Source organism: Microbacterium marmarense (assembly GCF_037204165.1).
Classification (GTDB): Bacteria; Actinomycetota; Actinomycetes; order Actinomycetales; family Microbacteriaceae; genus Microbacterium; species Microbacterium marmarense.
In genome coordinates this window covers 264,650-290,950 of record NZ_JBBDGL010000002.1, presented here as the reverse complement: position 1 = coordinate 290,950, position 26,301 = coordinate 264,650, and the positions used below count along the sequence as shown (strand labels likewise).

The following is a 26,301-nucleotide window of genomic DNA, read 5'->3' as shown; positions in this document are numbered from 1 at the left end:
GAGGCTGACAGGCGCCACGGACGCCACGCCACTAGAATCGGACCCATGAAGTTGTGCCCAGCTATCACGCGTGATGTCGTGCAGGGTGCGCGCATGCGAACACCGCGGGCCTGAGCGGGCGGGACACAGTCGGTGTCCGAAGCTGAGCGGCCTTTATCGCGAATTACCTTGGAGAACTCCTGTGACTGACGTCGCCCTTCCTGCTGATGTTTCTTACCCCGCGGATGGTTTCGCCCTGTTCCCTGACCGTTCTATCGTCGCAATGCGCGTCAACGGTGAGCTCAGAGACCTCGCCGCGACGGTCGAAGCAACAGACGAAGTAGAGCCGGTTGCCATCGATACTCCCGATGGCCTCAGCATCCTGCGCCACTCAACGGCGCATGTGCTGGCCCAGGCCGTGCAGCGCATCAAGCCGCAAGCCAAGCTCGGTATCGGTCCGCCTATCACCGATGGCTTCTACTACGACTTCGACGTCGAGCAGCCCTTCACCCCCGAAGATGTGAAGGCCATCGACAAAGAGATGCAGCGCATCGTGCGCGAAGCGCAACGATTCACCCGTCGCGTGGTCACCGACGACGAGGCACGCGCGGAGCTTGCTCACGAACCCTTCAAGCTCGAACTGATCGGACTCAAGGGCGGCTCGAAAGAAGCGGCCGAAGGAGCGAACGTCGAGGTGGGCGGCTCAGAGCTCACAATTTATGACAACGTGAACCGCGCCGGCGAGACGATCTGGAAGGATCTCTGCCGCGGACCACACGTGCCGAGCACGCGCATGATTGGCAACGGCTGGGCGCTCACACGCACGGCGGGCGCATATTGGCGCGGCAGCGAGAAGAATCCCCAGCTGCAGCGCATCTACGGCACGGCATGGCCCACCAAAGACGAACTGCGCGCCTACCAGCAGCGGCTCGAAGAGGCAGCCAAGCGCGACCACCGCAAGCTCGGCAAAGAACTCGACCTGTTCTCGTTCCCCGAAGAGATCGGCTCTGGCCTGTCGGTGTGGCATCCGCGCGGCGGAATCATTCGCGGCGAGATGGAGCAGCATGCGCGCCGCAGGCACATCGAGGGCGGCTACACCTACGTGTACACCCCCCATATCTCCAAGGAAGATCTGTTTCTCACCTCGAACCACCTGGTGACTTACCGGGAAGGGATGTTCCCTCCCATCCATATGGATGAAGAGCGCGATGCCGACGGCGCAATCACCAAAGTCGGGGTGGACTACTACCTCAAACCGATGAACTGCCCGATGCACATTCTGATCTTCAAGGAGCGTGCGCGAAGCTACCGCGACCTGCCCATGCGGCTAGCCGAGAACGGCACCGTTTACCGCAACGAGCTCTCTGGCGCTCTGCACGGACTCACCCGCGTGCGTGGCTTCACACAGGACGATTCACACCTCTTCGTCACCCCGGAGCAGCTTGAATCAGAGACAGCGCGCGTGCTTGAGTTCGTCATTTCGATGTTGCGTGACTTCGGCCTCAGCGACTTCGAACTCGAGCTCTCGATGCGCGACGAAGAGAAAGAGAAGTGGATCGGCACCGAGGAGTTCTGGGACTACTCCACGAATGCTCTCCGCAATGTGGCACTTGCAAGCGGCCTGAAGCTCACCGAGGTTCCCGGTGAAGCTGCTTTCTATGGTCCGAAGATCGACCTGAAGACCAAAGACGCCATCGGGCGCACGTGGCAGCTGTCGACCGTTCAAGTCGACCCGAATCTGCCCGAGCGTTTCGACCTCGAGTACACCGACAGTGACGGCCAGAAGAAGCGCCCGATCATGATCCACCGCGCGTTGTTCGGGTCTGTAGAGCGCTTCTTTGCGATCCTGCTCGAGCACTACGCTGGCGCCTTCCCGGTGTGGCTCGCCCCCACCCAGGTCGTCGCAATTCCCGTTGCCGACGAGTACGCCGACTATCTGCAAGAAGTCGTCGAGACGCTCAAGACGGGCGGCGTGCGCGCTGAGCTCGATCACAGCGACGACCGCATGCAGAAGAAGATTCGCACTCACACCACGCAGAAGGTTCCGCTCATGCTGATCGCCGGTGAGCAAGACCGCGCGGGCGGTACCGTCTCATTCCGCTTCCGCGACGGAACACAACGGAACGCCGTGCCGATTGCTGATGCGGTGCGTCTCATCCACGAGGTCATCGATGCGAAGACGCTGATCAACACCGCCGAGGATTTCGTGTGACCCAAGGCGCTGAACAATCGACACCGGATGGCGAGGGTATTCGGGATGCCGCGGAGTTTGCGGGTGTGCCGGATGAGTTCCAACGGCTATGGACACCTCATCGCATGGCCTACATTCAGGCCGGGCCAGAAGTGCTCCGCAAGGAGTGTCCGTTCTGCGCGGCACCAGACAAGAGCGACGAGAACGGCTTGATCGTGCATCGCGGCGAGACCGCGTATGTGCTACTCAACCTGTTCCCCTACAACTCGGGTCATCTACTGGTGTGCCCGTACCGACATATCGCCACCTACGACCAGGCCACGCCCGAAGAGGTCGCCGAGATCGGCGCGCTCACTCAGCGCGGGATGAACGTGCTTCGGAAGGTAGCGCGGTGTGACGGATTCAACATCGGCATGAATCAGGGCAGCGTCGCAGGCGCCGGGGTTGATGAGCACCTCCATCAGCACATTGTGCCGCGATGGGCTACGGATGCGAACTTCTTTCCGATCATCGCCAAGACCAAAGCTCTACCGCAACTGCTCGGCGACGTGCGCGAGGCCGTCGCCGCCGCGTGGAACGACTGAGAGCTCAGCGCACCTGTTGCACTTCGAACTGCATGCGCGGATCGGCATAAAACTCCTGCGACTCGATGAGCTGTAGTTCGCGCTGGCCCGACTCATGCGTGCGAGCCAGCAGGTCGTAGACACTCGATACTGTGCGCGCAAGCGCGTCTGATGCGCTCTTCGTACGCGCATAGTGGGCGGTGAAGAGGGCTGCCGTAACGTCTCCGGAGCCGTTCGCTTTCAAGGGCAGCCGCGGGGTTTGCACAATCCACGCTCCACTTTCATCAACGGCAAGCATCTCGATAGTGTCGGCGGGCTGATCAGGTCGCTCAACGCTCGTGACCAGCACAGCACGAGGACCGCGTGCACGGACGAGATCGACCGATGCCAGAGTGGACTCGAGCGTGCCCGGCTCGGTGTCGGTGAGGTACCCCAGTTCGAACTGATTCGGGGTGATCAAGTCAGCTGCGGGCACTACTCGCTCGCGCAGGAGCACGGGGATGGCTGGGGCGACGAAACATCCAGACTTCGCGTTGCCCATCACCGGATCACACGCATAGATCGCTTCGGGGTTCGCCTGCTTGACTCGAGAAACCGCATCGAGGATCACGTCGGCGATGCCCTCGCCACCCTGATAGCCCGACAGCACGACATCGATCTCTTCGAACACGCCGCGCTCTTCAATGCCGGTAATCACAGCGCGCACGTCATCGGGGCTGATCATCGGGCCGCGCCATTGTCCGTATCCGGTGTGATTGGAGAAGTTGACGGTATAGACGGGCATCACCTCAACGCCAATACGCTGCAACGGGAACACCGCCGCTGAGTTTCCGACGTGACCGTAGGCGACGGCTGACTGGATCGAGAGGATTTTCACCGTTCGATCATCGCACTTTTCGCTCCGTCACCGCTGTGATCGACTCAGCGATGTCTGTCGCGAGGCGCTCGGCGTCATCATCGGTCAAGTCGTGCACAGTGAGCCGCAAGCGTCGTCTGGCCGCCGCATCCACCAGCACGAACTCGTCGCCCGTGCGCGCCAGCCACCCCCGCCGCATCAGCTGGTCAGAGACATCGCGCGCGGGAACGGGCAGCGCAACCCAGAGGCTGAGGCCGTCGCCGGCAGATGCTGGCACCCCCCGAGCCGTCATCATGTTGGCGAAGGCCGCGTTGCGTGCCGCGTAGTGCTGCGCTGCACTGCGAACCACCGCGAGTGCCTCATCACTCGTCACGAGCGCGTGGGCGAGTCGTTGCAGCAAGTGACTGACCCAGGTCGTACCGGGACTTAGCCGCTTCGCCAGTTGGGCTGCGGTGTACGGGTCGGATGCGGTGATGGCCAGACACATGTCGGGGCCGAGAAACTTCGAAACGGATCGCACAAGCGACCATCGCTGGTGCTCCGCTGAGACGAGCGAGTGGTAGGGCTGCGTCGAGAGCATTGAAAAATGGTCGTCTTCGATGATCAATACGTAGGGATGCTCGGCCAGCACTTCGCGAAGCGCTGACGCGCGTTCAGCAGTGAGGCTTGTTCCGGTCGGGTTCTGAGCTCGGGGCGTGCATACGACCGCTCGAACCCCGTCGTCGAGAGCTGCACGCAGACCGGCGACCGTCATGCCCTCGTCGTCGACGGCGACGGGCACTGCACGGTAGCCGCCCAATCGCACGGTGTGAAGGCTTGACAAGAAGCAGGGGTCTTCGAGGGCCACTGCATCATCACGATGAAGTGCTTGCGCGAGCAGGCGCTCCAGGGCATCGATCGCGCCGCCCGTGATCGTCAACCGCATCGGCTTTGCCTCACCGACAGCTTCTGACATCCACGGCAGCGCCCAGCGCTCAAGGTCAGGGTCGATGACTGGCTCGCCGTAGAGCACCGGCCTGCCCGCAAGACCGGCGAGTGCTGCGGAGAGATCGGGAATGAGCGCAGGATCGGGATTTCCGGTGCCTATGTCGCGCAAGACGGTCCCTGACGCGAAGCCTTCTTGTGCGACCGGAGCTCGGTCGGTGATTCGGGTGCCCGCGCGCCCTCGGGACTCTACGAGACCGCTTTGTGCCAATTGCCGGTAGGCGGCGATCACGGTGTTGCGATTCACACCAAGCTCTTGGGCAAGGGCGCGTACTGAAGGCAGTGTGTCGCCGGGAAAGAAAGCCCCGCGCTCTGTGAGCGCACGCACGCTGTCGGCGATCTCGATCGCTGAGCTCCCTGTGATGCGCGCCGCGACGTCGTGGTTCATGGTTCGAAGTGTACGGCCTAGTGCGTGCTATGTTTTGGCCTAGGCCAATAACCCCGATCGCGGAGCACCCGACGCCGCGCCGTCCCGAAGGAAACCCTGTGACCACTGCAACCTCAACCGGATCCAACCGTGTCAAGCGCGGTCTCGCAGAGATGCTCAAAGGGGGCGTCATCATGGATGTCGTCACCGCAGAGCAGGCAAAGATCGCGGAAGATGCTGGCGCAGTCGCGGTCATGGCTCTCGAACGCGTTCCCGCAGACATCCGCGCGCAGGGCGGCGTTTCGCGCATGAGCGATCCCGACATGATCGACAGCATCATCGACTCGGTGTCGATTCCGGTGATGGCCAAGGCTCGCATCGGGCACTTCGTTGAAGCCCAGATCTTGCAGGAGCTCGGCGTCGACTACATCGACGAATCTGAAGTGCTCTCACCCGCCGACTACGTCAATCACATCGACAAGTGGGGCTACACCGTGCCATTCGTGTGCGGCGCGACGAACCTCGGAGAAGCGCTTCGCCGCATCAACGAAGGTGCCGCGATGATCCGCTCGAAGGGCGAGGCGGGCACCGGCGATGTGTCGGAAGCGACGAAGCACATCCGCAAGATCACCGGCGAGATCAACATGCTCCGTTCGATGACGAAGGATGAGCTCTACGTCGCAGCCAAAGATCTGCAGGCTCCCTACGAACTTGTCGCCGAAGTCGCCGAGACGGGCAAGCTTCCGGTCGTCCTCTTCGTGGCTGGCGGCGTCGCAACACCCGCAGACGCCGCGATGATGATGCAGATGGGTGCTGACGGCGTGTTTGTTGGGTCTGGAATCTTCAAATCAGGCAATCCTGCAGAACGCGCAGCCGCCATCGTCAAGGCAACCACATTCTTCGACGATGCCAAGGTGATCGCCGAGGCATCGCGGGGCCTGGGCGAAGCAATGGTGGGTATCAACGTCTCGGACCTGCCCGCACCCCACCGCCTCGCCGAGCGCGGCTGGTAGCGGAGTGTCGACACGCCCCAAAGTCGGCGTGCTCGCGTTGCAGGGCGATGTCCGTGAGCACGCTCGCGCGCTCACGGACATCGGCGCAGACGTCACCCTGGTGCGCCGCCCCGATGAACTTGACAGCGTGAACGGGCTAGTGATTCCCGGAGGCGAATCGAGCGTCATTGACAAGCTGTCACGCATCTTTGGAATGCGCGAACCCATCAGAGCCGCGATCGCCGCCGGTATGCCCATGTATGGCACCTGCGCCGGTCTCATCATGCTTGCCGACTCGATCAGCGATGGCATCGATGGCCAGCAAACGTTCGGCGGCCTCAATGTGCAGGTTCGTCGAAACGCATTCGGCAGCCAGGTCGATTCGTTTGAGGTTGATCTTGACGTGCCCGTGCTCGGCGGCGATCCCGTTCGCGCGGTGTTTATTCGAGCACCGCTCGTCGAAGAAGCAGGAGCCGGAGTCGAGCGCATCGCTCAGCTTCAAGACGGACGAGTCGTTGCGGTGCGACAGGGAAATCTGTTGGCGACAGCGTTTCACCCCGAGGTCACGGGGGAGTACCGGTTTCACCGGCTGTTCCTCGATCGTGTGGAGGCAGCCGCATGACGAGTGCCACGGCGTGGGTCGCACTGTTGCGCGGGGTGAATGTCGGCGGGGTCACAATCCGCAACGCCGCCCTCGCAGAGATGTTTGTCGAACTCGGATTCGGCGATGTGCGCACGGTGCTCGCGAGCGGAAATGTGACATTCTCAGCATCCGAATCGGTAAATGAACGCGCAGTTCTCAAGTCTCGTATTGAAGCCACCCTCCGTGAAACGTTCGACTATGACGCGTGGATCGTGCTCGTCACGCGCGATGAGGCAGCCGTCGCCATCAGCGACTTTCCCTACGACGAGACTGATGCGCAGCGCCAGCCATGGGTGATTTTCTGTGTCGACAACGCCACGCGCGATGAGCTGGTGGGCATGAGTGTGCAGATGGATGCTGCGACCGATCCGGTGGCCAGCGGCGGCGACGTCGTGTATTGGAACCCCGCCAAGGGCCGTTCGACCGACACGCCGTTTGCGAAGCTGCTGGCGAAGCCGACGTTCCGCACGCGCACGACGAACCGCAACCTGCGAACCATGCGAAAAGTGGTCGGCTGAGCGTCATCGCCTAGCCTGTCTTAGAATGGGTCGCCGACGACAGACCCGTCGGCAAGCGATTTCAGGAGCACAATGTCCGGGCATTCCAAGTGGGCGACGACCAAGCACAAGAAGGCGATCATCGACAGCCGCCGTGCCAAGTCGTTCGCCAAGCTGATCAAGAACATCGAAGTAGCGGCCAAGATGGGCGGCGCCGATCTCGCTGGCAACCCGACGCTTTATGACGCGATTCAGAAGGCCAAGAAGACCTCGGTTCCCAACGACAACATCGACCGTGCCGTAAAGCGTGGCGCCGGAATCGGCGGTGAAGCTGTCGAGTACACGTCGATCGTCTACGAAGGCTACGGACCCAACGGCGTGGCTTTGATGATCGAGTGCCTCACCGACAACAAAAACCGCGCTGCTGCAGAGGTGCGCACGGCGCTCAGCCGCAACGGCGCCACCCTGGCCGACCCCGGCAGCGTTGCCTACAACTTCTCGCGCAAAGGTGTGATCGTCGTGTCGAAAGACGGCACCACCGAAGACGAGGTGATGCTCGTCGCTCTCGAAGCTGGCGCTGATGACGTCGAGCCTCACGCCCAGGGATTCGAGATCATTACTGAGGCGACAGATCTTGTCGCAGTGCGCAGCGCGCTGCAAGCAGCAGGAATCGACTACGAGTCGGCAGACGTGGAGTTCGTTCCCAACCTCAAAGTCGAGATCGACGCTGACACCGCACGAAAGGTCTTTCGGCTCATCGACTCGCTCGAAGACAGCGACGACGTGCAGAACGTGTTCAGCAACTTCGATCTGACCGCCGAGGTGCAGGCAGAACTCGAAACCGATCACGACGAGTAGGCCTCACTGGTGCGCGCCTTGCGGCCCTGCTAGCCGAGGTCACGTAGCGTGAGGGCGTGAGAACAACGCCAGGCAAGGGAACCCTTCGAGTGCTCGGCGTCGACCCAGGTCTGACGCGATGCGGAGTCGGAGTTGTGGATGTCTCGCGCGATCGCTCAGCAACACTCGTGCACGTCGGCGTGATCCGATCAGACGCGAACGCCCCCATCGAGCAACGCTTGGCGACGATCGCGGCCGGACTGCGAGGGATCGTTGACGCTCATTCACCCCAGGTGATCGCGGTTGAGCGTGTCTTCGCACAGCACAACCGTGAAAGCGTGATCGGAACCGCTCAAGCGAGTGGCATCGCGCTTCTGGTCGCGGGGGAGCGTGGACTGCGCGCGGCGACCCACACCCCGACCGAGGTGAAGGCAGCGATCACGGGGTACGGCGCTGCCGACAAGCGCCAAGTGCAGGCCATGGTCGCGCGTGTTCTGCGCCTCGATGCTCTTCCTCAGCCCGCAGATGCCGCCGATGCCCTCGCGCTCGCACTGTGCCACGCATGGCGGTCGGCGGGGCCGAGCGCAACCGCGCAATCACTCACCCCCGCGCAACAGGCATGGGCAGATGCCGAACGCTCGGCCAAGCGATAAGCGTGTCGCTCGAACAAATGTCCTAACTCCTCCGTAGGCTCGGTTCATGATCTCTTCGCTTCGTGGCACCGTGGTGCACGTCGAGTCTGACGCCGTGGTGATCGAGGTCGGCGGGGTCGGCCTTTCCGTCGCGGTGACCGCGCAGCTTGCACGACAGACTCATACCGGCGACCAGATCGCACTGCACACAACCTTGATCGTGCGAGAGGATTCCCTCTCGCTCTTCGGCTTCGATACCCGCGACGATCTTGCCGTGTTCACGCTGCTGCTTGGCGTGACGGGAGTAGGCCCAAAGTCTGCCCTCGGCGTCTTGGCGACGCTGTCGGTCGCCCAAATCGCCGATGCTGTTTCTGCTGACGACGACGCTCCTTTTCGGCGCGTCTCTGGCATCGGTCCGAAGACAGCAAAGCTCATTGTGGTTCAGCTCGCGGGCAAGGTCACTGTGTCGAACCCGACCGCGTCAGCGGGCACCACGACCGGCCGGGCACAGATCACCCCACAGGTTGTGCAGGCGCTGATCGGTCTCGGGTGGAGCGAGCGTATTGCCATTGAAGCCCTCGAGGGTGTCATGGTGGATGCCGACTCAGCCGACCAGCAGTCAGTGCCCGCTCTGCTGCGTCTGACCCTCGCTCAGCTTGGCCCGAGCCGGAAGGAGTCCGTGCATGGATGACCTTCGAGACACCGCCGAACCCGAAGATGAGGTCGAACTCGCTGTTGAGGGTGCATTGCGCCCGCAGTCGCTCGCTGAGTTTGTCGGCCAGCAGAAGGTGCGCGGGCAGCTTCAGTTGCTGTTGGATGCCGCGAAGATCCAGCAGCGCCCCGCCGATCACATTCTGCTCTCTGGCCCTCCTGGGCTAGGCAAGACCACCCTGGCGATGATCGTTGCTCACGAAAGCGATCGCCCTCTTCGCTTGTCGAGCGGACCGGCCATCCAACACGCCGGCGATCTTGCCGCGTTGTTGTCGAGCCTCACACCGGGAGAGGTGCTGTTCATCGACGAGATCCATCGCATGGCGCGCTCGGCCGAAGAGATGCTCTATCTCGCGATGGAAGATTTTCGCATCGACATCATGGTGGGCAAGGGCGCGGGCGCAACCAGCATTCCGCTTGATCTTGCGCCCTTCACGCTCGTCGGCGCTACGACACGGTCGGGACTGCTGCCGAACCCGCTTCGTGACCGCTTCGGTTTCACCGCGCATCTTGAGTACTACGAACCCGGCGAGCTCGAACGCGTGATCGAACGATCCGCCGTGATGCTCGATGTTCAGCTTCCTCCAGCGGCCCGCGCAGAGATTGCGAAGAGGTCACGCGGCACACCACGAATCTCCAATCGGCTGCTGCGCCGAGTACGCGATTACGTGATCGTTCATGGCTCAGACCAGGGAGCAACCATGGGCATCGTCGATGCGGCGCTCGATCTATACGACGTTGACTCGATCGGCCTCGACCGGCTCGACCGCGCTGTGCTCGACAGCCTTGTTCGCCGGTTCCGCGGCGGCCCGGTCGGCCTCAGTACACTCGCGGTCGCGGTGGGAGAAGAGGGCGAAACCATCGAATCAGTGGTGGAACCGTATCTCGTGCGCATCGGCTTTATCGGGCGCACACCTCGAGGCCGCATCGCCATGCCAGAGGCCTACGAGCACCTTGGCCTGCCCAGTCCCGAATCGGTGCTGCGCTTCAATGACCTATAATCGCTGAGGGCATCTCTTGCCCCGATTACTTTGGCAGTGCCGCCCGGCGCGTGTCTGACCCGAAAGGCGCTCCCTCCTCCATGGATCTCGCGACATTCTTCAACCAGTACGGCCTGATTCTTCTCTTGGGCGCGTTGCTCGTCTTCATGTTCTGGAGCTCGCGTCGCCGTATGCAGAAGCAGAAGACCGAACAGGAACAGAAGGCTCGCCAGACAATTCCTGGCGCAAAGGTGCTCTTGCAGGGTGGTCTCTACGGCACAATCGTCGCGTTTGATCCCGACAACCTCGACCAGCCTGCAGTCGTGGAGATTGCGCCCGGAGTGCAGATCGAGGTGCACAGCCAGGCCATCCTGCGCGTGGTGTCAGATCTCGAAGAGGCCGACGATGACGACGATCAGCTCGTCGAGGTCGACGAGACGGTCGCAGGCTACGCTGACGGCTCCCACGAACGAATCGATCTGGCCGCTGACGACGCGACAGGAACGGTGCGCGACTCAAGCGAGCCGGACTCCGACGCCGGAACCAAGCCCCAGGCCTGACCGAACGCCCTTCGGGGTACCTGCAGAAAGCTGACCCTCGTGGCGACTTCTACTCCTGTCCGGCATGCCTGGCGTGCGCTGACCGGCCTTCTCGTAACAATTGCCGTGCTCTTCGGCATCAATTCCCTCGGTGTATGGGGGTTCGAAGAGAGCTCCTGGACGCCAGAGCTGGCGCTTGACCTGCAGGGCGGAACGCAGATCGTCCTGGAAGCGCAGACCGAAGACGGTGCTGATCCGTCGTCCGAGCAGATGCAGCAGGCTGTGACGATCATCCGCCAGCGCGTTGACGCCTCGGGTGTGGGCGAGGCCGATGTGACCACGCAGTCTGGGAACCAGATTGTGGTGCAGATTCCGGGTCAAGCCGACGACGAAACCCGTGCACGCATAGAAGCATCGGCGCAGCTTCAGCTGCGCGCGGTGCTCTACACCGGCCAACCGGTGACCAGCTACGTCGGCGAAGACGGGCTTGAGACGCCGTTCCCGACACCAGATCCCACGCTCGATGCAACGCCGACCGTGGCGCCGACCAGCGGCAGCGACCTGAACTGGATCACGCCCGCACTGCAGGCCGAGTTCCTCGCCTACGACTGCGCTGACCCCAGCAACGACCCCGCATCTGAACCTGTCGATGAGCCCCTGATCACCTGTGACGTGGACGGGCTCTACAAGTACATCCTCGGTCCGGTCGAACTGGACGGGTCATCGATCGATGACGCTACGTTCGGGCTACAGCAGACCAACGGACTGTGGTCGGTCAATCTGACCTTCGACAGCGAGGGCACTCAAACCTTCGGCGAGATCAGTCAGCGCCTCTACGGCGCAGAAGCGCCGCTCAATCAATTCGCCTTCGTCTTGGACGGCACCGTACTCTCGGCCCCATCGATGAATGGCGTCATTCTCGACGGCAAGCCCAGCATCACCGGAAGCTTTACGCAAGAAACGGCTCAGATTCTCGCGGACCAGTTGAAGTACGGTGCGCTGCCGCTGAGCTTCGTGGTCGTGAGCTCCGACACGATCTCTGCCACGCTCGGGTCGCAGCAGCTGCAGATCGGCCTCATCGCCGGGCTTATCGGCCTCATTCTGGTGGCCATCTACTCGCTGATCGTCTACCGCGCGCTCGGCGCAGTGATCATCGCCTCTCTCGTGGTGATGGGAATCCTGACCTATCTCGCGCTGGCGATCCTTGCGTGGCGAATTGGCTTCCGCCTCTCGCTCGCCGGCGTCGCTGGTTTGATCGTGACGATCGGCTTCACCGCTGACTCGTTCATCGTCTACTTCGAACGCATTCGAGATGAGCTACGAGATGGCAAGTCGATCACCGCGGCTGTAGAAGACGGCTGGGGTCGCGCGAAGCGCACCATCTACATCTCCAAATCGATTAACGTGCTCGCAGCCGTCGTTCTGTATCTGCTCGCCGATTCGACCGTCAAGGGGTTCGCGTTCACTCTCGGACTCACCACCGCTATCGACGTGTTCATCTTCATCATGTTCACGCACCCGGTGATGCAGCTGCTTGCTCGCACCAGGTTCTTCGGTGGCGGCCATCCACTCTCAGGCCTCGATCCGACTGCTCTGGGAGCCGTCTATCGCGGGCGAGCGCAATTCCGCGAACCGGCGGCGGCGTCAGCGACCACGCCGGCAGGCAAGCGCGCCTCTAAATCACGCGGTGAGGCAGTTCGCAGGCAGACCATCGCAGAACGCAAGCAAGCGGAACTCGCGGCAGCGTCAAACAAGACCAAACCCGGCACGACCGGCAATGAGGGAGGCAACTGATGCGTTCCATGGGTCAGCTCGGTAATGATCTCTACACCGGCAAAGCGTCATTCCCCTTCGTTGGGCGACGCCGACTGTGGTTTATGATCGCGGCAATCCTTGTGATCGCGGCCGCCCTGGTGCCGCTGTTCCGACCGATTCAGTTCTCCATCGAGTTCACGGGCGGATCGCAGTTCACGGTAAACAGCGTCGCCACCCCCGACCAGCAGCTGGCCACCGACGCCGTGCGCTCTGTCGTACCCGACGCGACCACCAAGGTTGTCGTGATCGGTGAAGATGCGGTGCGTGTTCAGACCGACCAGCTGACCGCAGATGACAGCAGCGAAGTGAGCGACGCGCTCGCTACCGCTTACGACGTCCCTCTTGCAGAAGTGAGCTACTCATTCATCGGGCCTAGCTGGGGCGCCGATGTGACGCGACAGTCTCTCTGGGGTCTGGCAATCTTCCTCGCACTGACTTTCGCCATATTGGCGCTGTACTTTCGCACCTGGAAAATGTCAGTCTCAGCGATCATCGGCCTGGTTGACGTACTAGTCATCACCATCGGCGTCTACGCGCTGTTTGGCTTCGAGATCTCGCCCGCAGCCGTCATCGGCTTCCTGACGATCTTGTCGTATGCCTTGTATGACACAACCGTGGTCTTCGACAAGATCCGCGAGAATACCAGCGAAGACGGCGAAGTGTCTGGCCGCACATTCGGCGAATCAGTGAACCTCGCCGTGAACCAGACGCTGATCCGCTCCATCAACACCACGGTTGTTGCGATCTTGCCGACCGGGGCAATTCTGTTCATCGGTGCGCTCTGGCTTGGTGCCGAAACACTCACCGACCTCTCGCTGTCGATCTTCGTCGGCACGATCGTCGCGGCGTACTCCACGCTCTTCGTCGCCGCGCCGCTGTATTCGTTGTTCCGCGAGAATGAGCCCGCGCTCAAAGAACGCGATGCACGCATCGTCGCCGCACGGGAGCTAGCCGTCACTTCAGCATGAAGTTCTCCGCCCGCGGGCGGGCATAGGATTGTGGCACTCAGCAGAGGGGAGAGATCTAGTGGCAGAGACTTCTCCTCCTGCGCCGCCGTCTTCACTGCGTCGCCTGGTTCCGCGCATTTTTTCGCGTTCCGCGCGCCGAGACGACGTCGAGCAACTGCTGCGGACGGTGCGCACACACCACCCCAAAGGCGACCTGTCGATTATCGAGCGCGCCTATTCGGTCGCCGAGCGGGCTCATACCGGGCAGACGCGTCAAAGCGGCGAGCCCTACATCACCCACCCTCTCGCGGTGGCGCAGATTCTCGCAGACCTCGGGCTGGGACCCAGGGCCATCGCCGCAGCCCTGCTGCATGACACTGTCGAAGACACGTCGTATGGGCTGGACGAGCTGACCGCAGAGTTCGGTGACGAAGTCGCCATGCTCGTCGACGGTGTGACGAAGCTCGACAAGGTCAAGTACGGCGACTCCGCACAGGCTGAAACCGTTCGCAAGATGATCGTGGCGATGTCACGAGACATTCGCGTTCTGCTGATCAAACTCGCCGACCGACTTCACAACGCACGCACGTGGGGTTTTGTGCCCCCAGAGAAAGCAGCGAAGAAAGCGACTGAGACGCTCGAGATTTTCGCTCCGCTCGCGCACCGGCTCGGCATCCAGGCAATCAAGTCAGAGCTGGAAGACCTTTCGTTCGCTGTGCTGCATCCAAAGATCTTTGCCGAGATCAACAGCTTGGTCACCCAGCGCACGCCACAGCGAGAGCAGTACGTGCAGAACGTCATCAACGCTGTTGACTCCGACCTGCGTGAACTTCGCATTCGCGGACGCGTCATGGGTCGTCCCAAACAGCTGTACTCGGTGTACCAGAAGATGGTGGTGCGCGGTCGCGAGTTCGACGACATCTACGACCTGATCGGCATTCGCATTCTGGTCGGCAGTGTGCGCGATTGCTATGCCGTGCTCGGCTCGATTCACGCGCGTTGGACTCCGCTGCCTGGCCGGTTCAAGGACTACATCGCCACGCCGAAGTTCAACCTCTATCAGTCGCTTCACACCACGGTGATCGGACCCGGCGGCCGCACCGTGGAGATCCAGATTCGCACGCACGAGATGCATCAGCAGGCTGAGTACGGTGTCGCGGCGCACTGGAAGTACAAAGAGCAGATCGCTGGCGGCAAGTTCGATGTCAAAGCGAACGACACCGATATGGCGTGGCTCGCGCACATCTCGGATTGGCAGGCTGAGACCGCCGATCCTGGCGAGTTCCTCGATTCGCTCCGGTTTGAGATCGGCGCCAAAGAGGTTTACGTCTTCACGCCTAAGGGACGTGTGATCGGTCTGCCCGCGAGTGCCACACCTGTCGACTTCGCCTATGCCGTGCACACCGAAGTTGGTCATCGCACGATGGGAGCAAAGGTCAACGGTCGGCTGGTTCCCCTCGAGTCTGAGCTGAAGAGCGGCGATGTCGTCGAGGTGTTCACCTCGAAGAACCCTGACGCGAGTCCGAGCCAGGACTGGCTGAGCTTCGTCAAGAGCACCAGAGCACGCAGCAAGATCCGCGGATGGTTCACGAAAGAGCGCCGCGAAGAAGCGGTAGAGCAGGGCAAAGAGGGCATCGCTCGTGCGATGAGACGTCAGAACCTGCCGCTTCAGCGCCTCATGAGCCAGGATTCGTTCACCGAGGTAGCCCGCCAACTGCGCTTCGAAGATGTCTCGGCCCTTTACGCCGCCGTAGGCGAGGGGCACATCTCTACCCAGTCGGTGATTGAAAAGGTCACTGCGCTGGTGAGCGCCGAAGAAGATACCAACACTGGCCCCATTGATCTTCCGCTCGGTCGTGCCCGCCAGCCCCGCACCGGAGACTCTGGAGTCCTCGTTCGTGGGGCACCCGACATCCTCGTGAAATTGGCGAAGTGCTGCACCCCGGTTCCGGGGGACGCGATTCTCGGTTTTGTCACTCGGGGGAGCGGAGTGTCGGTGCATCGCGACGATTGCACCAACGTGAGCGCGCTGCGCGACGAGCCCGAGCGAATGATCGACGTCGAGTGGGCCCCGTCAACCAAGAGCATCTTCATGGTGCAGATCCAAGTGGAAGCTCTTGATCGCTCGGGACTGCTCAGTGACGTCACGCGCGTGCTCAGTGAGCACCATGTGAATATCCTCTCGGCTACGGTCGCGACCTCAAAGCACCAACTCGCCATCAGCAAGTTCGTTTTCGAGATGGGCGATATCGTGCACCTCGACCGCGTCCTCAATGCGGTACGTCGAATCGATGCTGTTTACGACGTGTATCGGGTCAAATCCTCTTAGCCGGCAACGTCTTGCTGACGCAAGAGGGCAAGCGCATCGTGCTTGTTCGGCAGTGTGCTCGCCTCCAGCTGGCGGATGCTCGCTCGCAGCAACGGCAGATCATAGGCGACCATCTGCCTGGCCGTAGCTCGGTACTCTTCGTCATGCGTACGGGCGAGGTCTCCGACCGTGCGCGCGGGCGAGGTGACCCACACGCCGCCGATACGTTGCAGATCTGATCCGGGCAGCTGGACGTCACGGTAGATCACGCTTCGCGCGGGGAGTCGGTTGCGCCGCTGCGGTACGGCCCGCTGCACGTTGTGGCGGAGAGGTGGGTTGTGGCGCGTTCCGTAGATCCATGCGGCGCTCAGATGCGTCGCCGCCAGCGAATCGCCGAGCAGCAATTGCATCGAGCCCGCGCGCAACGCGGAGGTCTCAACGGCATCCGCGGGCATGAAAGCCGGGCCGAGTTCGACGAGGTCGCCATCGAGGCACGCCGCCGTCAGCTCTGCGAGAGACAAGCGATCATCGGGAAAGTAGAGAAACTGCGATGCCATACCGGCATCGTGCCCGACGTGTCGCGTCCAGAAGCGCTTGCAGGGCGATCTGTGGACAGATCAGTCCCGAACGTTCGCTATCCGCCGAGCGCCTTCAACCAGGTGCGTCGAGCTTCGAGCGCATCGGTAGCCGCAGTAATTGCGCGCTTGTCGCCAGACTTCTTCGCAGCCTCGAGCTCTTCCTCAAGCTTTTCGATCGCATCGGTGAGCTGACGCGTCATGTCGTTGGCGCGAGCCTTCGTCTCTGGGTTGTTGCTCTTCCAGTCAGCGTCCTCGCGGGTGCGCAGTGCCGTTTCGATCTTGCGCAAGCTGTCATCGAGTCCGCGTTCGGTATCGCGTGGAAAGATGCGACCGATCTCGTCCCAACGGCGTTGAATGCTGGTCAACAGAGTGCGTGCCTTGGCGATGACACGCTCGTCAGCGACGGCTTTGGCCTCTTCGAGAAGCTCACGCTTAGCGGCGATCTTCTCGACTGAGGCCTCGTTCTCCGCTGCTTCTCGCTCAATGCGGGCACCGTAGAGCGCGTCACCCGCGGCCTTGAACCTAGCCCACAGAGCATCGTCGACCTTTTTGCCAGCACGACCTGCGCTCTTCCACTGGTCAAGAAGCTCGCGGTACGAAGCGATTCCGTCTTCGCCCTTCGGCGCGAGTGCTTCTGCCTTCTCTACGAGTCGGGTCTTCTGGTCGCGAACTACCTTGTGCGCACTGTCCAGCTCGGCATAGAACTCCCGACGGTGCTTGTCGACCGTGGCGCGCGCATCGCGAAACCGCTTCCAAAGCTGTTGAGCCGTCGACTTCGGCAGACGTGGACCGCTCTGCTGCTGAGCTTGCCACTGGTCGAACATCTCGGCGAGCTCAGCGGAGGCTTGCTTCCACTGCACGGTCTTGGGATCACGAGCGGCGAGAGCCTCAGCTTTTTCGACCAGCGTCGTGCGCACGGCAATCGCCTCATCAACAGCCTCGCGGGCGGCGACAGCCTCGGTCTCAGACTCTGCTGCCAGCTGCACGTTGAGCGCAGCCACTCGTGCTTCCAAAGCGGCCAGATCGCCCACGGCCGCGGCGTTCTTGAGCTTGCCGCTGACAGTGCGGGCCGCGCCACGAAGGTCGGCGGCAGACGCCCCGGCGCGACGGTGTCGCACTTCAAGCAGGCCGACCTCGCTGGCCAGATCGGCATACTTTCGCTCAAAGTAGCCGAGTGCTTCCTCGGGCGAACCGTCGGGGTATTGACCCACGACCCGCCATCCGTCGGCTTCGCGCACGGAGACCGTGCCATCGTCGTCGACGCGGCCCCAGGGCTCGCTTGTTGTCGGTTCGGGAGTTGAATCTGCTGCGGCAGTCACGGAATGCACCTCATCGCGGCATACGCCGCCTGTGGGGGATGGACGGCTCCCAAGCCTAGTACGCCAGGACCGCTCTTTCGGGAGATTCGCTACGCGTCAGGGTTCCGGCGTCTCGGTCGGGTTGGGCTCAACGCTCTCAGACGGCTCGGCCGTAGGCTCCGCAGTGGGCGTGGGAGTGGATGTGACGACGGGAGTGGGCACGGGCTCCGGGGCGCCCGGACCCGTAGTGAAGTACAACGACTGCGCGACGAAGGCTGCGACGATGAGTAATCCACCGACCAAGGCTGCAACAACGTTGTCGCGCGTCCGCCGCGTGCTGAGGCCCGCCTGATATTGCTGGCGCGCCAAATAACGACGCGCACGTTCACGGGACTCGCGTGTTTCGCGATCCTTGCCACCAGCGGCCACGGAACCTCCCTCGCTCCGGGTCGATGCCCGGGCCGGGTTGATCCTACGGCGCGGCTTCGCTCACAGCCAAACCGCCGAGCACGGTCATCTCGCGCATTAGCCTGGGAAGGTGACCACTCCCAGCGCACTCTTCCAGGGGCAGACCCCCCTTGCGGTGCGCATGCGTCCCACCTCGCTCAGCGAGGTCGCGGGGCAGGGCCACTTGTTGCGAAAAGGCTCACCGTTGGTAGCCCTCGCTGATCCGGGTGCAGCCACCAGGGCGGGCACCTCTGTCATCTTGTGGGGGCCGCCCGGCACCGGCAAGACCACGTTGGCGCAAGCAATTGCCCGAACCTCGGGTCGGCGTTTCGTCGAGCTGTCGGCAGTCACCGCGGGCGTACGAGACGTGCGAGAGGTGATGCAAGAGGCGCTCACCCAGCGTGACCTCTACGACCAGTCAACAATCCTGTTCCTCGACGAGATTCATCGCTTCACAAAGGCGCAGCAAGACGCGCTGCTTCCAGGAGTAGAGAACGGCTGGGTCGTGCTCATTGCTGCGACGACAGAGAATCCGTCATTCTCGGTCATCTCGCCGTTGCTTTCGCGATCGTTGCTGCTCACTCTGCAGCCACTCACCGATGAAGACATCGCAACGCTGCTCGACCGCGCCGTGTCAGACCCTCGCGGGCTCGCGGATTCTGCAACCCTCGAGCCCGCCGCACGCGCTGCGCTCATTCAGCTCGCCTCGGGTGATGCGCGTCGCGCGCTGACATCACTCGAAGCCGCTGCGTCGCTGGCCGAACCCGCGGGCGACGCGGGCGACGATGCCTCCGCGCCGCTGATCACCGCCGAGCATGTGTCGTTGGCCGTGGATCGGGCATTATTGCGCTACGACCGCCAAGGCGACGAGCACTACGACGTAATCAGCGCGTTCATCAAGTCGATCCGCGGCTCTGATGTGGATGCGTCGATTCATTACCTCGCACGAATGATCGAAGCGGGAGAGGACCCTCGGTTCATCTCTCGGCGCTTGATTGTCTCGGCAGCCGAAGACATCGGCCTTGCTGACCCACAGGCGCTCACCATCGCGGTAGCGGCCGCCGATGCTGTGCAATTCATCGGTATGCCGGAAGGTCGCATTCCGCTCGCGGAAGCAACCGCTTACCTCGCGACGACTGCCAAATCCAATGCCGCATACGTGGCGATCGACGCGGCGATTGCTGACGTGCGCGCTGGCGGATTCGGTCGTGTTCCCGTGCCACTCAGAGACGCGCACTACGCCGGCGCGAAGCGGCTCGGGCACGGAAAGGGATATCGCTACCCGCACGATTCTGAGATCGGCGTGGTGCCCCAGCAGTACCTGCCAGATGAGCTCGTGGGCAAGCGGTACTACGAGCCCACCAACCACGGTGCGGAGCGCGATGTGCAGGCGCGGCTCGAGAAGATTCGGCGAATTCTGTCGGACCGGCAATAGCGCAGCATCCACTCAGAAATCCCTCTGGGCTTCTCTGATAAGGTAGACCGGCTCGAAACACAGTTTTCGGGCATCCCCACTCCCCACAAAACCACCGGTTCGCCCCGACGTGCGCGCCGAATGGCGGGAATGGGCGATACGTCCGTGAGCTGCGAAAGACGCGGCCACGTCATCGGAAGGACACCTTCGTGACCACGAAGTCCCAGGACCGCCGCAAGGTCCGCCTCTCACGCGCACTCGGTATCGCGCTGACCCCCAAGGCTGCCCGCTACCTCGAGAAGCGTCCCTACGCTCCGGGTGAGCACGGCCGCACCAAGCGCAAGCAGGACAGCGACTACGCCGTTCGTCTGCGTGAGAAGCAGCGCTTGCGCGAGCAGTACGGCATTCGCGAGAAGCAGATGCGCAACACGTTCAACGAAGCCCGCCGCAAGGACGGCCTGACCGGTGAGAACCTGGTCGAGCTGCTCGAAATGCGTCTGGACGCTCTCGTGCTCCGTTCGGGTTTCGCCCGCACCACCGCGCAGGCACGCCAGCTCGTTGTGCACCGCCACATTCTCGTCGACGGCCAGCCCGTAGACCGCCCGTCGTTCCGCGTAAAGCCGGGACAGACCATCCACGTCAAGGCCAAGAGCGAGGGCACCGAGCCCTTCCAGGTTGCAGCAGCCGGCGGTCACGCCGAGGTTCTGCCTCCCGTTCCCGGCTACCTCGAGGTTGAACTCGACAAGCTGCAGGCACGCCTTGAGCGTCGCCCGAAGCGCGCCGAGGTTCCGGTCGTGTGCGACGTTCAGCTCGTCGTTGAGTACTACGCAGCGCGCTAAGCAACAAAGCAAGCTGTAGCGAGAAGGGTGCCGGGCAATTCCGGCGCCCTTCTTCGTTTGCGCCTACGATGGGGGAGGCCGTGCATGTGCGGCCCACGAGAGAGTGGTGACATGAGAAAGTTCCTGTGGTTTCTGACGGGTGTCGCCGGTGGATTCGTCTTGGCGCATTTGGTCAACAAAGACCCGCGTGGCCACGAGGTGCTCACCGACGTTGACGCTCGTATCACCGAGTTCACTGATCGCATGAGCGACGCCTACCGTGAACAAGAGTCCCGCTTCACCGGGCTCGTAGACGATGTGAAAGACGCCGCAGCTGCGGGCGCTGAGGCTGCCATCGCAGCGGCATCCGACGCCGCCGATTCCGCGGCCGCCATCGCCGACAAGATCCGCGACTGACACGCTGCCCAACCTTCGCGCCCCGGCTCCGACCAGGACCGATTCGGGCGCGCTGAATGACGAGGACCCCGATGAAGACTGCCGAAATCGCGAAGCGCTATCTGGACTACTTCGAAAAGAAGGGTCACACGATCGTTCCGAGCGCGTCTCTTGTCAGTGATGACCCGACACTGCTGTTCACCGTCGCTGGCATGGTGCCTTTCATTCCGTATCTCAGCGGCGTAGTGCCCGCGCCCTACCCGAGCGCCGCAGATGTGCAGAAATGCATCCGCACGAACGACATCGAAGAGGTCGGCAAGACGCCTCGACACGGCACCTTCTTCCAGATGCTGGGCAACTGGTCTTTCGGCGATTACTTCAAAGAGGGCGCAATCACCTTCGCGTGGGACTTGCTCACCGGCTCTGAAGACGACGGAAAGTTCGGCTTTGATCCCAAGGACCTCTGGGTCACGGTCTACGAAGACGACGACGAAGCGTTCGGACTCTGGCAGAGAATCGCGGGCTTGCCAGACGAGCGCATCCAGCGCCTCGGCAAAGACACCAACTACTGGAGCACCGGTGTGCCCGGCCCTGCCGGCCCGTGCTCAGAGATCTTCTTCGACCGCGGCCCCGACTATGGCATTGATGGTGGCCCCGCCACTGACGACGACCGCTACGTGGAGATCTGGAATCTGGTCTTCATGCAGTATGCGATTCACAATGTGCGATCGAAGATCGACTTCGACATCATCGGCGAATTGCCCAACAAGAACATCGACACCGGCATGGGGCTTGAGCGCGTCGCGTTCATCAAGCAGGGCGTCGACAATATGTATGAGACCGACCAGGTTCGCCCTGTTCTCGACAAGGCTGTCGAGCTGAGCGGCAAGACCTATGGCGCCGTGCACGAAGACGATGTGCGCTTTCGCATCGTGGCCGACCACGTGCGCTCATCACTGATGTTGCTGGCCGACGGCGTCACCCCGTCGAATGAGGGCCGCGGCTATATTCTGCGCCGCCTCATGCGGCGTGCCATTCGCTCGATGCGCCTCCTCGGCGTAGAGGGGGCGACATTCCCCGACCTGTTCACCGCCTCGCGGGATGCGATGCAAGAGGCGTACCCCATAGTCGGTGACGAGTACGACCGCCTCTCTGCCTATGCCTATGCAGAGGAGCAGACGTTCCTGCGCACGCTCGCGGCCGGTTCGGTGATTCTCGACGATGCGCTGGCTTTGACGAAGGATGCTGGCGGCTCACGCCTCGCAGGCGATGAGGCGTTTCTGCTGCACGACACCTACGGCTTTCCCATCGACCTGACGCTAGAGATCGCCGAAGAGGCCGGGCTCAGCGTCGATCGCGCCGCGTTTGACACGCTGATGCAAGAGCAGCGCGCTCGCGCCAAGGCCGATGCAAAGTCGCGCAAGCGTCAGCTGGCCGATCTCAGCGTCTACCGCGACTTCCGTTCGCAGGGTGAGACGATCTTCACCGGCTACTCCGACCTCGAAACTGAGTCGCGGGTGCTCGGACTGCTCGTCGATGGGCTGCCGGTCACGAGCGCCGCCGTCGGGCAGATAGCCGAGGTGATCCTTGCCGAAACCGCTCTCTATGCGGAGTCTGGCGGCCAGGTCGCCGACAAGGGCCTCATCGTCGGCCCCGGATTCGAGCTCGAAGTTCTCGATGTGCAGCGCCCCGTTGCCGGCCTCATCAGCCACACCGTGCAGGTGAGCTCGGGCGAAGTAGGAATCGGGCAAGCTGCGACCTCTGTGGTTGACGCCGCGAATCGTCGTGCTGGGCAGCAGGCGCACTCCGCCACGCACTTGGTTCACGCGGCGCTGCGCGACACCCTCGGCAAGTCTGCCGCCCAGTCGGGCTCTCTTAACCGCGCAGGCTACATGCGCTTCGACTTCAGGTGGGGCCAAGCGCTCTCTGAAGAAACGAAGACCGAGATCGAAGAGATCGCCAACAACGCGGTGCACGACAATCTCGAAGTCACCACGCGCGTCCTGGCGCTGGACGATGCGAAGGCTCTCGGCGCAATGGCGCTCTTCGGCGAGAAGTACGGCGACACTGTTCGCATGGTCGACATCGGTGGTCCCTGGTCGCGAGAGCTCTGCGGCGGCACGCACGTCGCTTCCAGCGCGGAGATTGGCATCATCAATCTCGTGGGAGAGTCATCGGTCGGGGCGTCAAACCGTCGCGTTGAGGCGCTCGTCGGTTTGGACGCCTTCCGATCCATGGCGGCAGAGCGCACCCTGGTATCGCAGCTCACCACAACGTTGAAGACGCCGCGCGAAGGTCTGCCCGCAAAGATCGCTGAGCTGACGGCAAACCTCAAAGCAGCCGAAAAGAAGATCGCTGCGTTCGAATCCAAGGCGTTGGGCGACCAATTGCCTGCCCTCGTCGCCGCGGCCAATAGCGTCGGCGAGTACACCGTGGTCGCATCTTCTCTCGGCAGTGCAGCTTCGGCAGACGATGTTCGTGCTGTCGCGCTTCAGGTCCGGGAGCGTCTGGGAGATCGCGCAGCCGTCGTCGCCCTGGGCGCCGAGATCTCTGGTCGGCCGATCGTCATCGTCGCGACGAACGATTCGGCTCGACGCGCTGGTGCAAAAGCGGGTGCACTCGTAAAGACTGCCTCCGCCGTACTCGGTGGTGGTGGCGGCGGACGCGATGATGTTGCGCAGGGTGGCGGCACTGACGTTGCTGCTCTGCCTGCGGCGTTCGCAGCGATTTCGGCGGCGCTCGAGGCGTGAACGGCTTTCGGCGTGGCGTGCGCATCGGCGTCGACGTCGGGCGTGCCCGAGTCGGCGTGGCACGATGCGATCCTGACGGAATGCTTGCCGTTCCGGTAGAAACGGTTGCCCGCGAGCAGCAGAGCGTGGCGCGAGTGGCAGCAATCGCCGCTGAGTACGACGCGCTCGAGATTCTGGTCGGCTTGCCGTTGAACATGCAAGGCACCGATACGCAATCAACGACAGACGCGAGGGAGTTCGCGGCAGCGCTTGCGCAGGTGTCAGAGCGCCCCGTGCGGCTCGTTGACGAACGGTTGTCAACGGTCTCGGCCCACGCGGCCCTGCGCAGTTCGGGCAGATCACAGCGTTCATCTCGTAACATTGTTGATCAGGTCGCCGCGGTCGTCCTGTTGCAACAGGCTCTCGACGTTGAGAAGAACACCGGGCGATCCCCTGGAACCCCCCTCTCTCAGGAGCCCGCCTGACATGTCCGATACCCCGACGCCCGGTCCCGCCGACGGCGCTGCGCCCGTTTCGCGACGCGCCGCGCGCGAAGCGGCAGCCCGCGAGGCCGCGCCCGCGAAGGCTCCCGATGGCGCACCCGAACCGCCACCGACCGCGGCACCTGTGCGCGCATCAACGGAATCGAACAGCTCGGACGACTCGTGGATCTTCGGCACACCCGCGACACGTCCCACCGCGTCGCCGTCGTACAACCGCGCGGGCAACGCAGCATCCGCTCGCACCTCATCCGCGCAAAACCCAACCGACCCGACACCGCGCGCCTCAACCGCTACGCTCGATGATCTGTTCAGCGCAGAAGCGACCGCTGATGCGCTGGGAACGCCTCCGCCGCCAGGCAACCGGCGCAAACGCCGCATCGGCGGGTGGATAGCTCTCGCGGTCTTTCTGCTCCTCATCGGAGGAGCAGCCGTCGCCACCTGGTATGTCTGGAGTACATACGAAAGTCAGATCCGCGAGGTCATGGGCTGGGAAGAGCCACAGGACTATGAGGAGGGTCTCGCGACGGGCGAGACGTTCGTCACCATCTCAGAAGGAGATACCGGTTCGCCTATCTCGCAGTCGCTGTACGACGCCGGAGTGACCAAGACGCCTGAGGCGTTCTACGACTATCTGATCGACACCGGCCAGAACCCCAATTTCGTACCCGGTGTGTTCGCGATGCAGCAGCAGATGACGTCTGAAGCCGCACTTGCCGCGCTGATGAATCCCGAGAACAAGATGGAGAACTCTGCACAACTTCGCGAGGGTCTCACCGTCGAAGACTCGCTGCCCCTGCTCGCAGAAGGCATCGGATTGCCGCTTGAAGACCTCGAAGCTGCGGTGAAGAACCCTGCTGACTACGGGGTCGAAGCCGACACCCTCGAAGGCTGGCTCTTTCCTGCCACATACTCGTTCGATCCGGGTGTGACCGCCGAAGAAGTGATCCAAAGGCTCGTCAACCGAACGATCACCTCATTGGATGCCGCAGAGGTGCCGGTCGACCAGCGCCAAGAGATCCTCACGATCGCGTCGATCATCCAGCGCGAAGCGCGCTACGAAGAAGACATGCGCAAGGTTGCAACGGTGATCGAGAATCGGCTGCAGGCCGACAACCAAGAGACCTTCGGGTACCTGCAGATGGACTCGACCGCCCAGTACGGCTTCGGCGAAGACGACGGCACGGCAAGCACGTCAGCGGACGCTCAGTACGATGACAACCCGTGGAACACCTATGTGAACCCTGGGCTGCCTGTGGGCCCGATCGCAAACCCCGGCGATGTCGCGATCGCCGCCGCGATGGACCCCGCCGAAGGCGACTGGCTCTACTTCGTGACAGTGAACCTCAATACGGGTGAAACGACGTTCACCACGAACCTCAACGATCACAACGCGGCCGTGAACGACTGGTTGTCGTGGTGCTCTGAGAACCCGGACGCCGGGTGCTGACGTCTGCCCAGCTCGCGGTATGGGGCGACCCTATCGAGCACAGCCGCTCGCCAAGACTTCATCGTGCGGCATACCGAACGCTCGGCCTGAACTGGGACTACGGACGTCGTCGCGTCAACGAGCGAGAGTTCACAGCTGCCCTCGCCAGCCTCGACGAGCACTGGCGAGGGCTGTCGCTGACGATGCCCCTCAAGACTGAAGCGTTCAACTGTGCCGTCAGCCACGATCGCCACTCTGCCCTCGCCGGCGTATCGAACACCCTTCTGCTCACGTCGGACGGTCCTCACGCATTCAACACCGATGTCGGCGGCCTGGTGCGCGCACTTCGCGAAGACGGGGTAGCTGCGGCGCCTACCGCTCGAATCATCGGAGCTGGCGCCACCGCGACATCTGCGCTCATCGCTCTCAGCGAGCTCGATGCGCGAGACGTGCAGATCGTGGCGCGCCGCCCGGAATCCGTGCTGCCGTTGCGAGCTCTTGGCGACAAGCTCGGCATGCAGGTCGAGGGTGTGGGATTCAACGCCGAACGATTCAACGCTGCCACCGTGACGATCGCCACACTGCCCGGCGAGACAGTGCTCAGCGAAGCTGGCTCTGACGCCCTCGCAGAATCTGGCGGACACCTTTGCGATGTCGTATACGGAAACTGGCCGACCCCGCTGTCTGCCGCCTGGGTCCGAGCTGGACACACCGCGTCATCAGGGCTCGGCATGCTCTTGCATCAAGCGGTTCTGCAGGTGCGGGTGTTCACATCGGACGAGATCGACGTGCCGCTCGAGAACGAATCAACCGTCGTCGCCGAAATGCGCGCGACGCTCATGGGAGACTAG

At 62.6% G+C, this 26,301-nt stretch carries 25 protein-coding genes; 20 read left to right on the top strand and 5 right to left on the bottom strand.

All coding sequences use genetic code 11. The annotated features are described in order from the left end of the window. Positions 1-181: 181 nt before the first annotated feature. Both thrS and WDU96_RS07780 read left to right on the top strand, forming a co-directional pair. Complete coding sequence (gene thrS, locus WDU96_RS07785) at positions 182-2,191, top strand: threonine--tRNA ligase (RefSeq protein ID WP_337337935.1); 2,010 nt, start codon at positions 182-184, stop codon at positions 2,189-2,191. Beyond that, complete coding sequence (locus WDU96_RS07780) at positions 2,188-2,754, top strand: HIT family protein (protein ID WP_396668316.1); 567 nt, start codon at positions 2,188-2,190, stop codon at positions 2,752-2,754. Before thrS ends, WDU96_RS07780 begins: the two co-directional genes overlap by 4 nt. Before the next feature lie 4 nt (positions 2,755-2,758). On the opposite strand, the gene pdxY is transcribed toward WDU96_RS07780, so the two are convergent. Next, positions 2,759-3,610: a pyridoxal kinase PdxY gene (gene pdxY, locus WDU96_RS07775; RefSeq protein WP_337337934.1), complete on the bottom strand. Its 852-nt coding sequence runs from the start codon at positions 3,608-3,610 to the stop codon at positions 2,759-2,761. 7 nt (positions 3,611-3,617) lie between these two features. Beyond that, positions 3,618-4,961 carry an aminotransferase class I/II-fold pyridoxal phosphate-dependent enzyme gene (locus WDU96_RS07770; RefSeq protein ID WP_337337933.1) on the bottom strand — a complete coding sequence of 448 codons (1,344 nt, stop codon included), beginning with the start codon at positions 4,959-4,961 and terminating at the stop codon, positions 3,618-3,620. 56 nt (positions 4,962-5,017) lie between these two features. Between WDU96_RS07770 and pdxS the strand changes: the two genes are divergently transcribed. The 11 genes from pdxS to WDU96_RS07715 all read left to right on the top strand — a co-directional run bounded on the left by pdxS (position 5,018) and on the right by WDU96_RS07715 (position 15,862). Continuing rightward, a complete protein-coding gene (gene pdxS, locus WDU96_RS07765) occupies positions 5,018-5,953 on the top strand; it encodes a pyridoxal 5'-phosphate synthase lyase subunit PdxS (protein WP_396668872.1) in 936 nt (311 codons plus the stop codon). A 4-nt stretch (positions 5,954-5,957) separates the two neighbouring features. Continuing rightward, a complete protein-coding gene (gene pdxT / locus WDU96_RS07760; protein WP_337337931.1) occupies positions 5,958-6,554 on the top strand; it encodes a pyridoxal 5'-phosphate synthase glutaminase subunit PdxT in 597 nt (198 codons plus the stop codon). Continuing rightward, positions 6,551-7,093, top strand: coding sequence for a DUF1697 domain-containing protein (locus WDU96_RS07755; RefSeq protein WP_337337930.1), 543 nt, complete (start codon positions 6,551-6,553; stop codon positions 7,091-7,093). The genes pdxT and WDU96_RS07755 overlap by 4 nt, the downstream gene beginning before the upstream one ends. A 72-nt stretch (positions 7,094-7,165) precedes the next feature. After that, positions 7,166-7,930 (top strand): YebC/PmpR family DNA-binding transcriptional regulator, encoded by a 765-nt coding sequence (locus WDU96_RS07750; protein ID WP_337337929.1) that lies wholly within the window; start codon positions 7,166-7,168, stop codon positions 7,928-7,930. A 56-nt stretch (positions 7,931-7,986) separates the two neighbouring features. Then, positions 7,987-8,562 (top strand): crossover junction endodeoxyribonuclease RuvC, encoded by a 576-nt coding sequence (gene ruvC / locus WDU96_RS07745; RefSeq protein ID WP_337337928.1) that lies wholly within the window; start codon positions 7,987-7,989, stop codon positions 8,560-8,562. Between the two features lie 46 nt (positions 8,563-8,608). Continuing rightward, positions 8,609-9,232, top strand: coding sequence for a Holliday junction branch migration protein RuvA (gene ruvA, locus WDU96_RS07740; protein WP_337337927.1), 624 nt, complete (start codon positions 8,609-8,611; stop codon positions 9,230-9,232). Next, entirely contained in the window at positions 9,225-10,253 is a 1,029-nt protein-coding gene (ruvB, locus tag WDU96_RS07735; RefSeq protein WP_337337926.1) for a Holliday junction branch migration DNA helicase RuvB, read from the top strand. Before ruvA ends, ruvB begins: the two co-directional genes overlap by 8 nt. 80 nt (positions 10,254-10,333) lie before the next feature. After that, the gene (locus WDU96_RS07730) at positions 10,334-10,792 is read left to right on the top strand and encodes a preprotein translocase subunit YajC (protein WP_337337925.1); all 459 of its coding nucleotides are present in this window, start codon (positions 10,334-10,336) and stop codon (positions 10,790-10,792) included. Positions 10,793-10,831: 39 nt separating this feature from the next. Continuing rightward, positions 10,832-12,565 (top strand): protein translocase subunit SecD, encoded by a 1,734-nt coding sequence (secD, locus tag WDU96_RS07725; protein WP_337337924.1) that lies wholly within the window; start codon positions 10,832-10,834, stop codon positions 12,563-12,565. Beyond that, positions 12,565-13,554, top strand: a complete 990-nt coding sequence (gene secF, locus WDU96_RS07720; protein ID WP_337337923.1) for a protein translocase subunit SecF — start codon at positions 12,565-12,567, stop codon at positions 13,552-13,554. The genes secD and secF overlap by 1 nt, the downstream gene beginning before the upstream one ends. Positions 13,555-13,612: 58 nt before the next feature. After that, entirely contained in the window at positions 13,613-15,862 is a 2,250-nt protein-coding gene (locus WDU96_RS07715; protein WP_337337922.1) for a RelA/SpoT family protein, read from the top strand. Here the strand turns inward: WDU96_RS07715 and WDU96_RS07710 are convergent. The 3 genes from WDU96_RS07710 to WDU96_RS07700 form a co-directional block, all read right to left on the bottom strand. Next, a complete protein-coding gene (locus WDU96_RS07710) occupies positions 15,859-16,398 on the bottom strand; it encodes a type IV toxin-antitoxin system AbiEi family antitoxin (RefSeq protein ID WP_337337921.1) in 540 nt (179 codons plus the stop codon). The genes WDU96_RS07715 and WDU96_RS07710 overlap by 4 nt on opposite strands. A gap of 77 nt (positions 16,399-16,475) precedes the next feature. Then, the gene (locus WDU96_RS07705) at positions 16,476-17,747 is read right to left on the bottom strand and encodes a DUF349 domain-containing protein (RefSeq protein ID WP_420063947.1); all 1,272 of its coding nucleotides are present in this window, start codon (positions 17,745-17,747) and stop codon (positions 16,476-16,478) included. An 87-nt stretch (positions 17,748-17,834) separates the two neighbouring features. After that, positions 17,835-18,146: a dioxygenase gene (locus tag WDU96_RS07700; RefSeq protein WP_337337919.1), complete on the bottom strand. Its 312-nt coding sequence runs from the start codon at positions 18,144-18,146 to the stop codon at positions 17,835-17,837. Positions 18,147-18,255: 109 nt separating this feature from the next. Here WDU96_RS07700 and WDU96_RS07695 point away from each other — a divergent pair, with 109 nt between their 5' ends. The 7 genes from WDU96_RS07695 to WDU96_RS07665 all read left to right on the top strand — a co-directional run bounded on the left by WDU96_RS07695 (position 18,256) and on the right by WDU96_RS07665 (position 26,301). Continuing rightward, positions 18,256-19,599 carry a replication-associated recombination protein A gene (locus WDU96_RS07695; protein WP_337337918.1) on the top strand — a complete coding sequence of 448 codons (1,344 nt, stop codon included), beginning with the start codon at positions 18,256-18,258 and terminating at the stop codon, positions 19,597-19,599. 188 nt (positions 19,600-19,787) lie between these two features. Then, positions 19,788-20,417: a 30S ribosomal protein S4 gene (gene rpsD / locus WDU96_RS07690; RefSeq protein ID WP_337337917.1), complete on the top strand. Its 630-nt coding sequence runs from the start codon at positions 19,788-19,790 to the stop codon at positions 20,415-20,417. 111 nt (positions 20,418-20,528) lie between these two features. Then, entirely contained in the window at positions 20,529-20,813 is a 285-nt protein-coding gene (locus WDU96_RS07685; RefSeq protein ID WP_337337916.1) for an ATPase, read from the top strand. 71 nt (positions 20,814-20,884) lie between these two features. Further along, positions 20,885-23,542 carry an alanine--tRNA ligase gene (alaS, locus tag WDU96_RS07680; protein ID WP_337337915.1) on the top strand — a complete coding sequence of 886 codons (2,658 nt, stop codon included), beginning with the start codon at positions 20,885-20,887 and terminating at the stop codon, positions 23,540-23,542. Further along, positions 23,539-24,006, top strand: coding sequence for a Holliday junction resolvase RuvX (gene ruvX / locus WDU96_RS07675; protein ID WP_337337914.1), 468 nt, complete (start codon positions 23,539-23,541; stop codon positions 24,004-24,006). The genes alaS and ruvX overlap by 4 nt, the downstream gene beginning before the upstream one ends. A gap of 1 nt (position 24,007) precedes the next feature. Beyond that, positions 24,008-25,471, top strand: a complete 1,464-nt coding sequence (mltG, locus tag WDU96_RS07670; protein WP_337337913.1) for an endolytic transglycosylase MltG — start codon at positions 24,008-24,010, stop codon at positions 25,469-25,471. After that, positions 25,465-26,301, top strand: coding sequence for a shikimate dehydrogenase (locus tag WDU96_RS07665; protein WP_337337912.1), 837 nt, complete (start codon positions 25,465-25,467; stop codon positions 26,299-26,301). Before mltG ends, WDU96_RS07665 begins: the two co-directional genes overlap by 7 nt.

Bases quoted from the DNA above. Each gene is read 5' to 3' on its own strand.
- WDU96_RS07770 (WP_337337933.1), bottom strand. From the start codon at position 4,961: ATGAACCACGACGTCGCGGCGCGCATCACAGGGAGCTCAGCGATCGAG.
- WDU96_RS07755 (WP_337337930.1), top strand. From the start codon at position 6,551: ATGACGAGTGCCACGGCGTGGGTCGCACTGTTGCGCGGGGTGAATGTC.
- WDU96_RS07750 (WP_337337929.1), top strand. From the start codon at position 7,166: ATGTCCGGGCATTCCAAGTGGGCGACGACCAAGCACAAGAAGGCGATC.
- ruvA (WP_337337927.1), top strand. From the start codon at position 8,609: ATGATCTCTTCGCTTCGTGGCACCGTGGTGCACGTCGAGTCTGACGCC.
- ruvB (WP_337337926.1), top strand. From the start codon at position 9,225: ATGGATGACCTTCGAGACACCGCCGAACCCGAAGATGAGGTCGAACTC.
- WDU96_RS07730 (WP_337337925.1), top strand. From the start codon at position 10,334: ATGGATCTCGCGACATTCTTCAACCAGTACGGCCTGATTCTTCTCTTG.
- secF (WP_337337923.1), top strand. From the start codon at position 12,565: ATGCGTTCCATGGGTCAGCTCGGTAATGATCTCTACACCGGCAAAGCG.
- WDU96_RS07710 (WP_337337921.1), bottom strand. From the start codon at position 16,398: ATGGCATCGCAGTTTCTCTACTTTCCCGATGATCGCTTGTCTCTCGCA.
- WDU96_RS07685 (WP_337337916.1), top strand. From the start codon at position 20,529: ATGAGAAAGTTCCTGTGGTTTCTGACGGGTGTCGCCGGTGGATTCGTC.
- alaS (WP_337337915.1), top strand. From the start codon at position 20,885: ATGAAGACTGCCGAAATCGCGAAGCGCTATCTGGACTACTTCGAAAAG.
- mltG (WP_337337913.1), top strand. From the start codon at position 24,008: ATGTCCGATACCCCGACGCCCGGTCCCGCCGACGGCGCTGCGCCCGTT.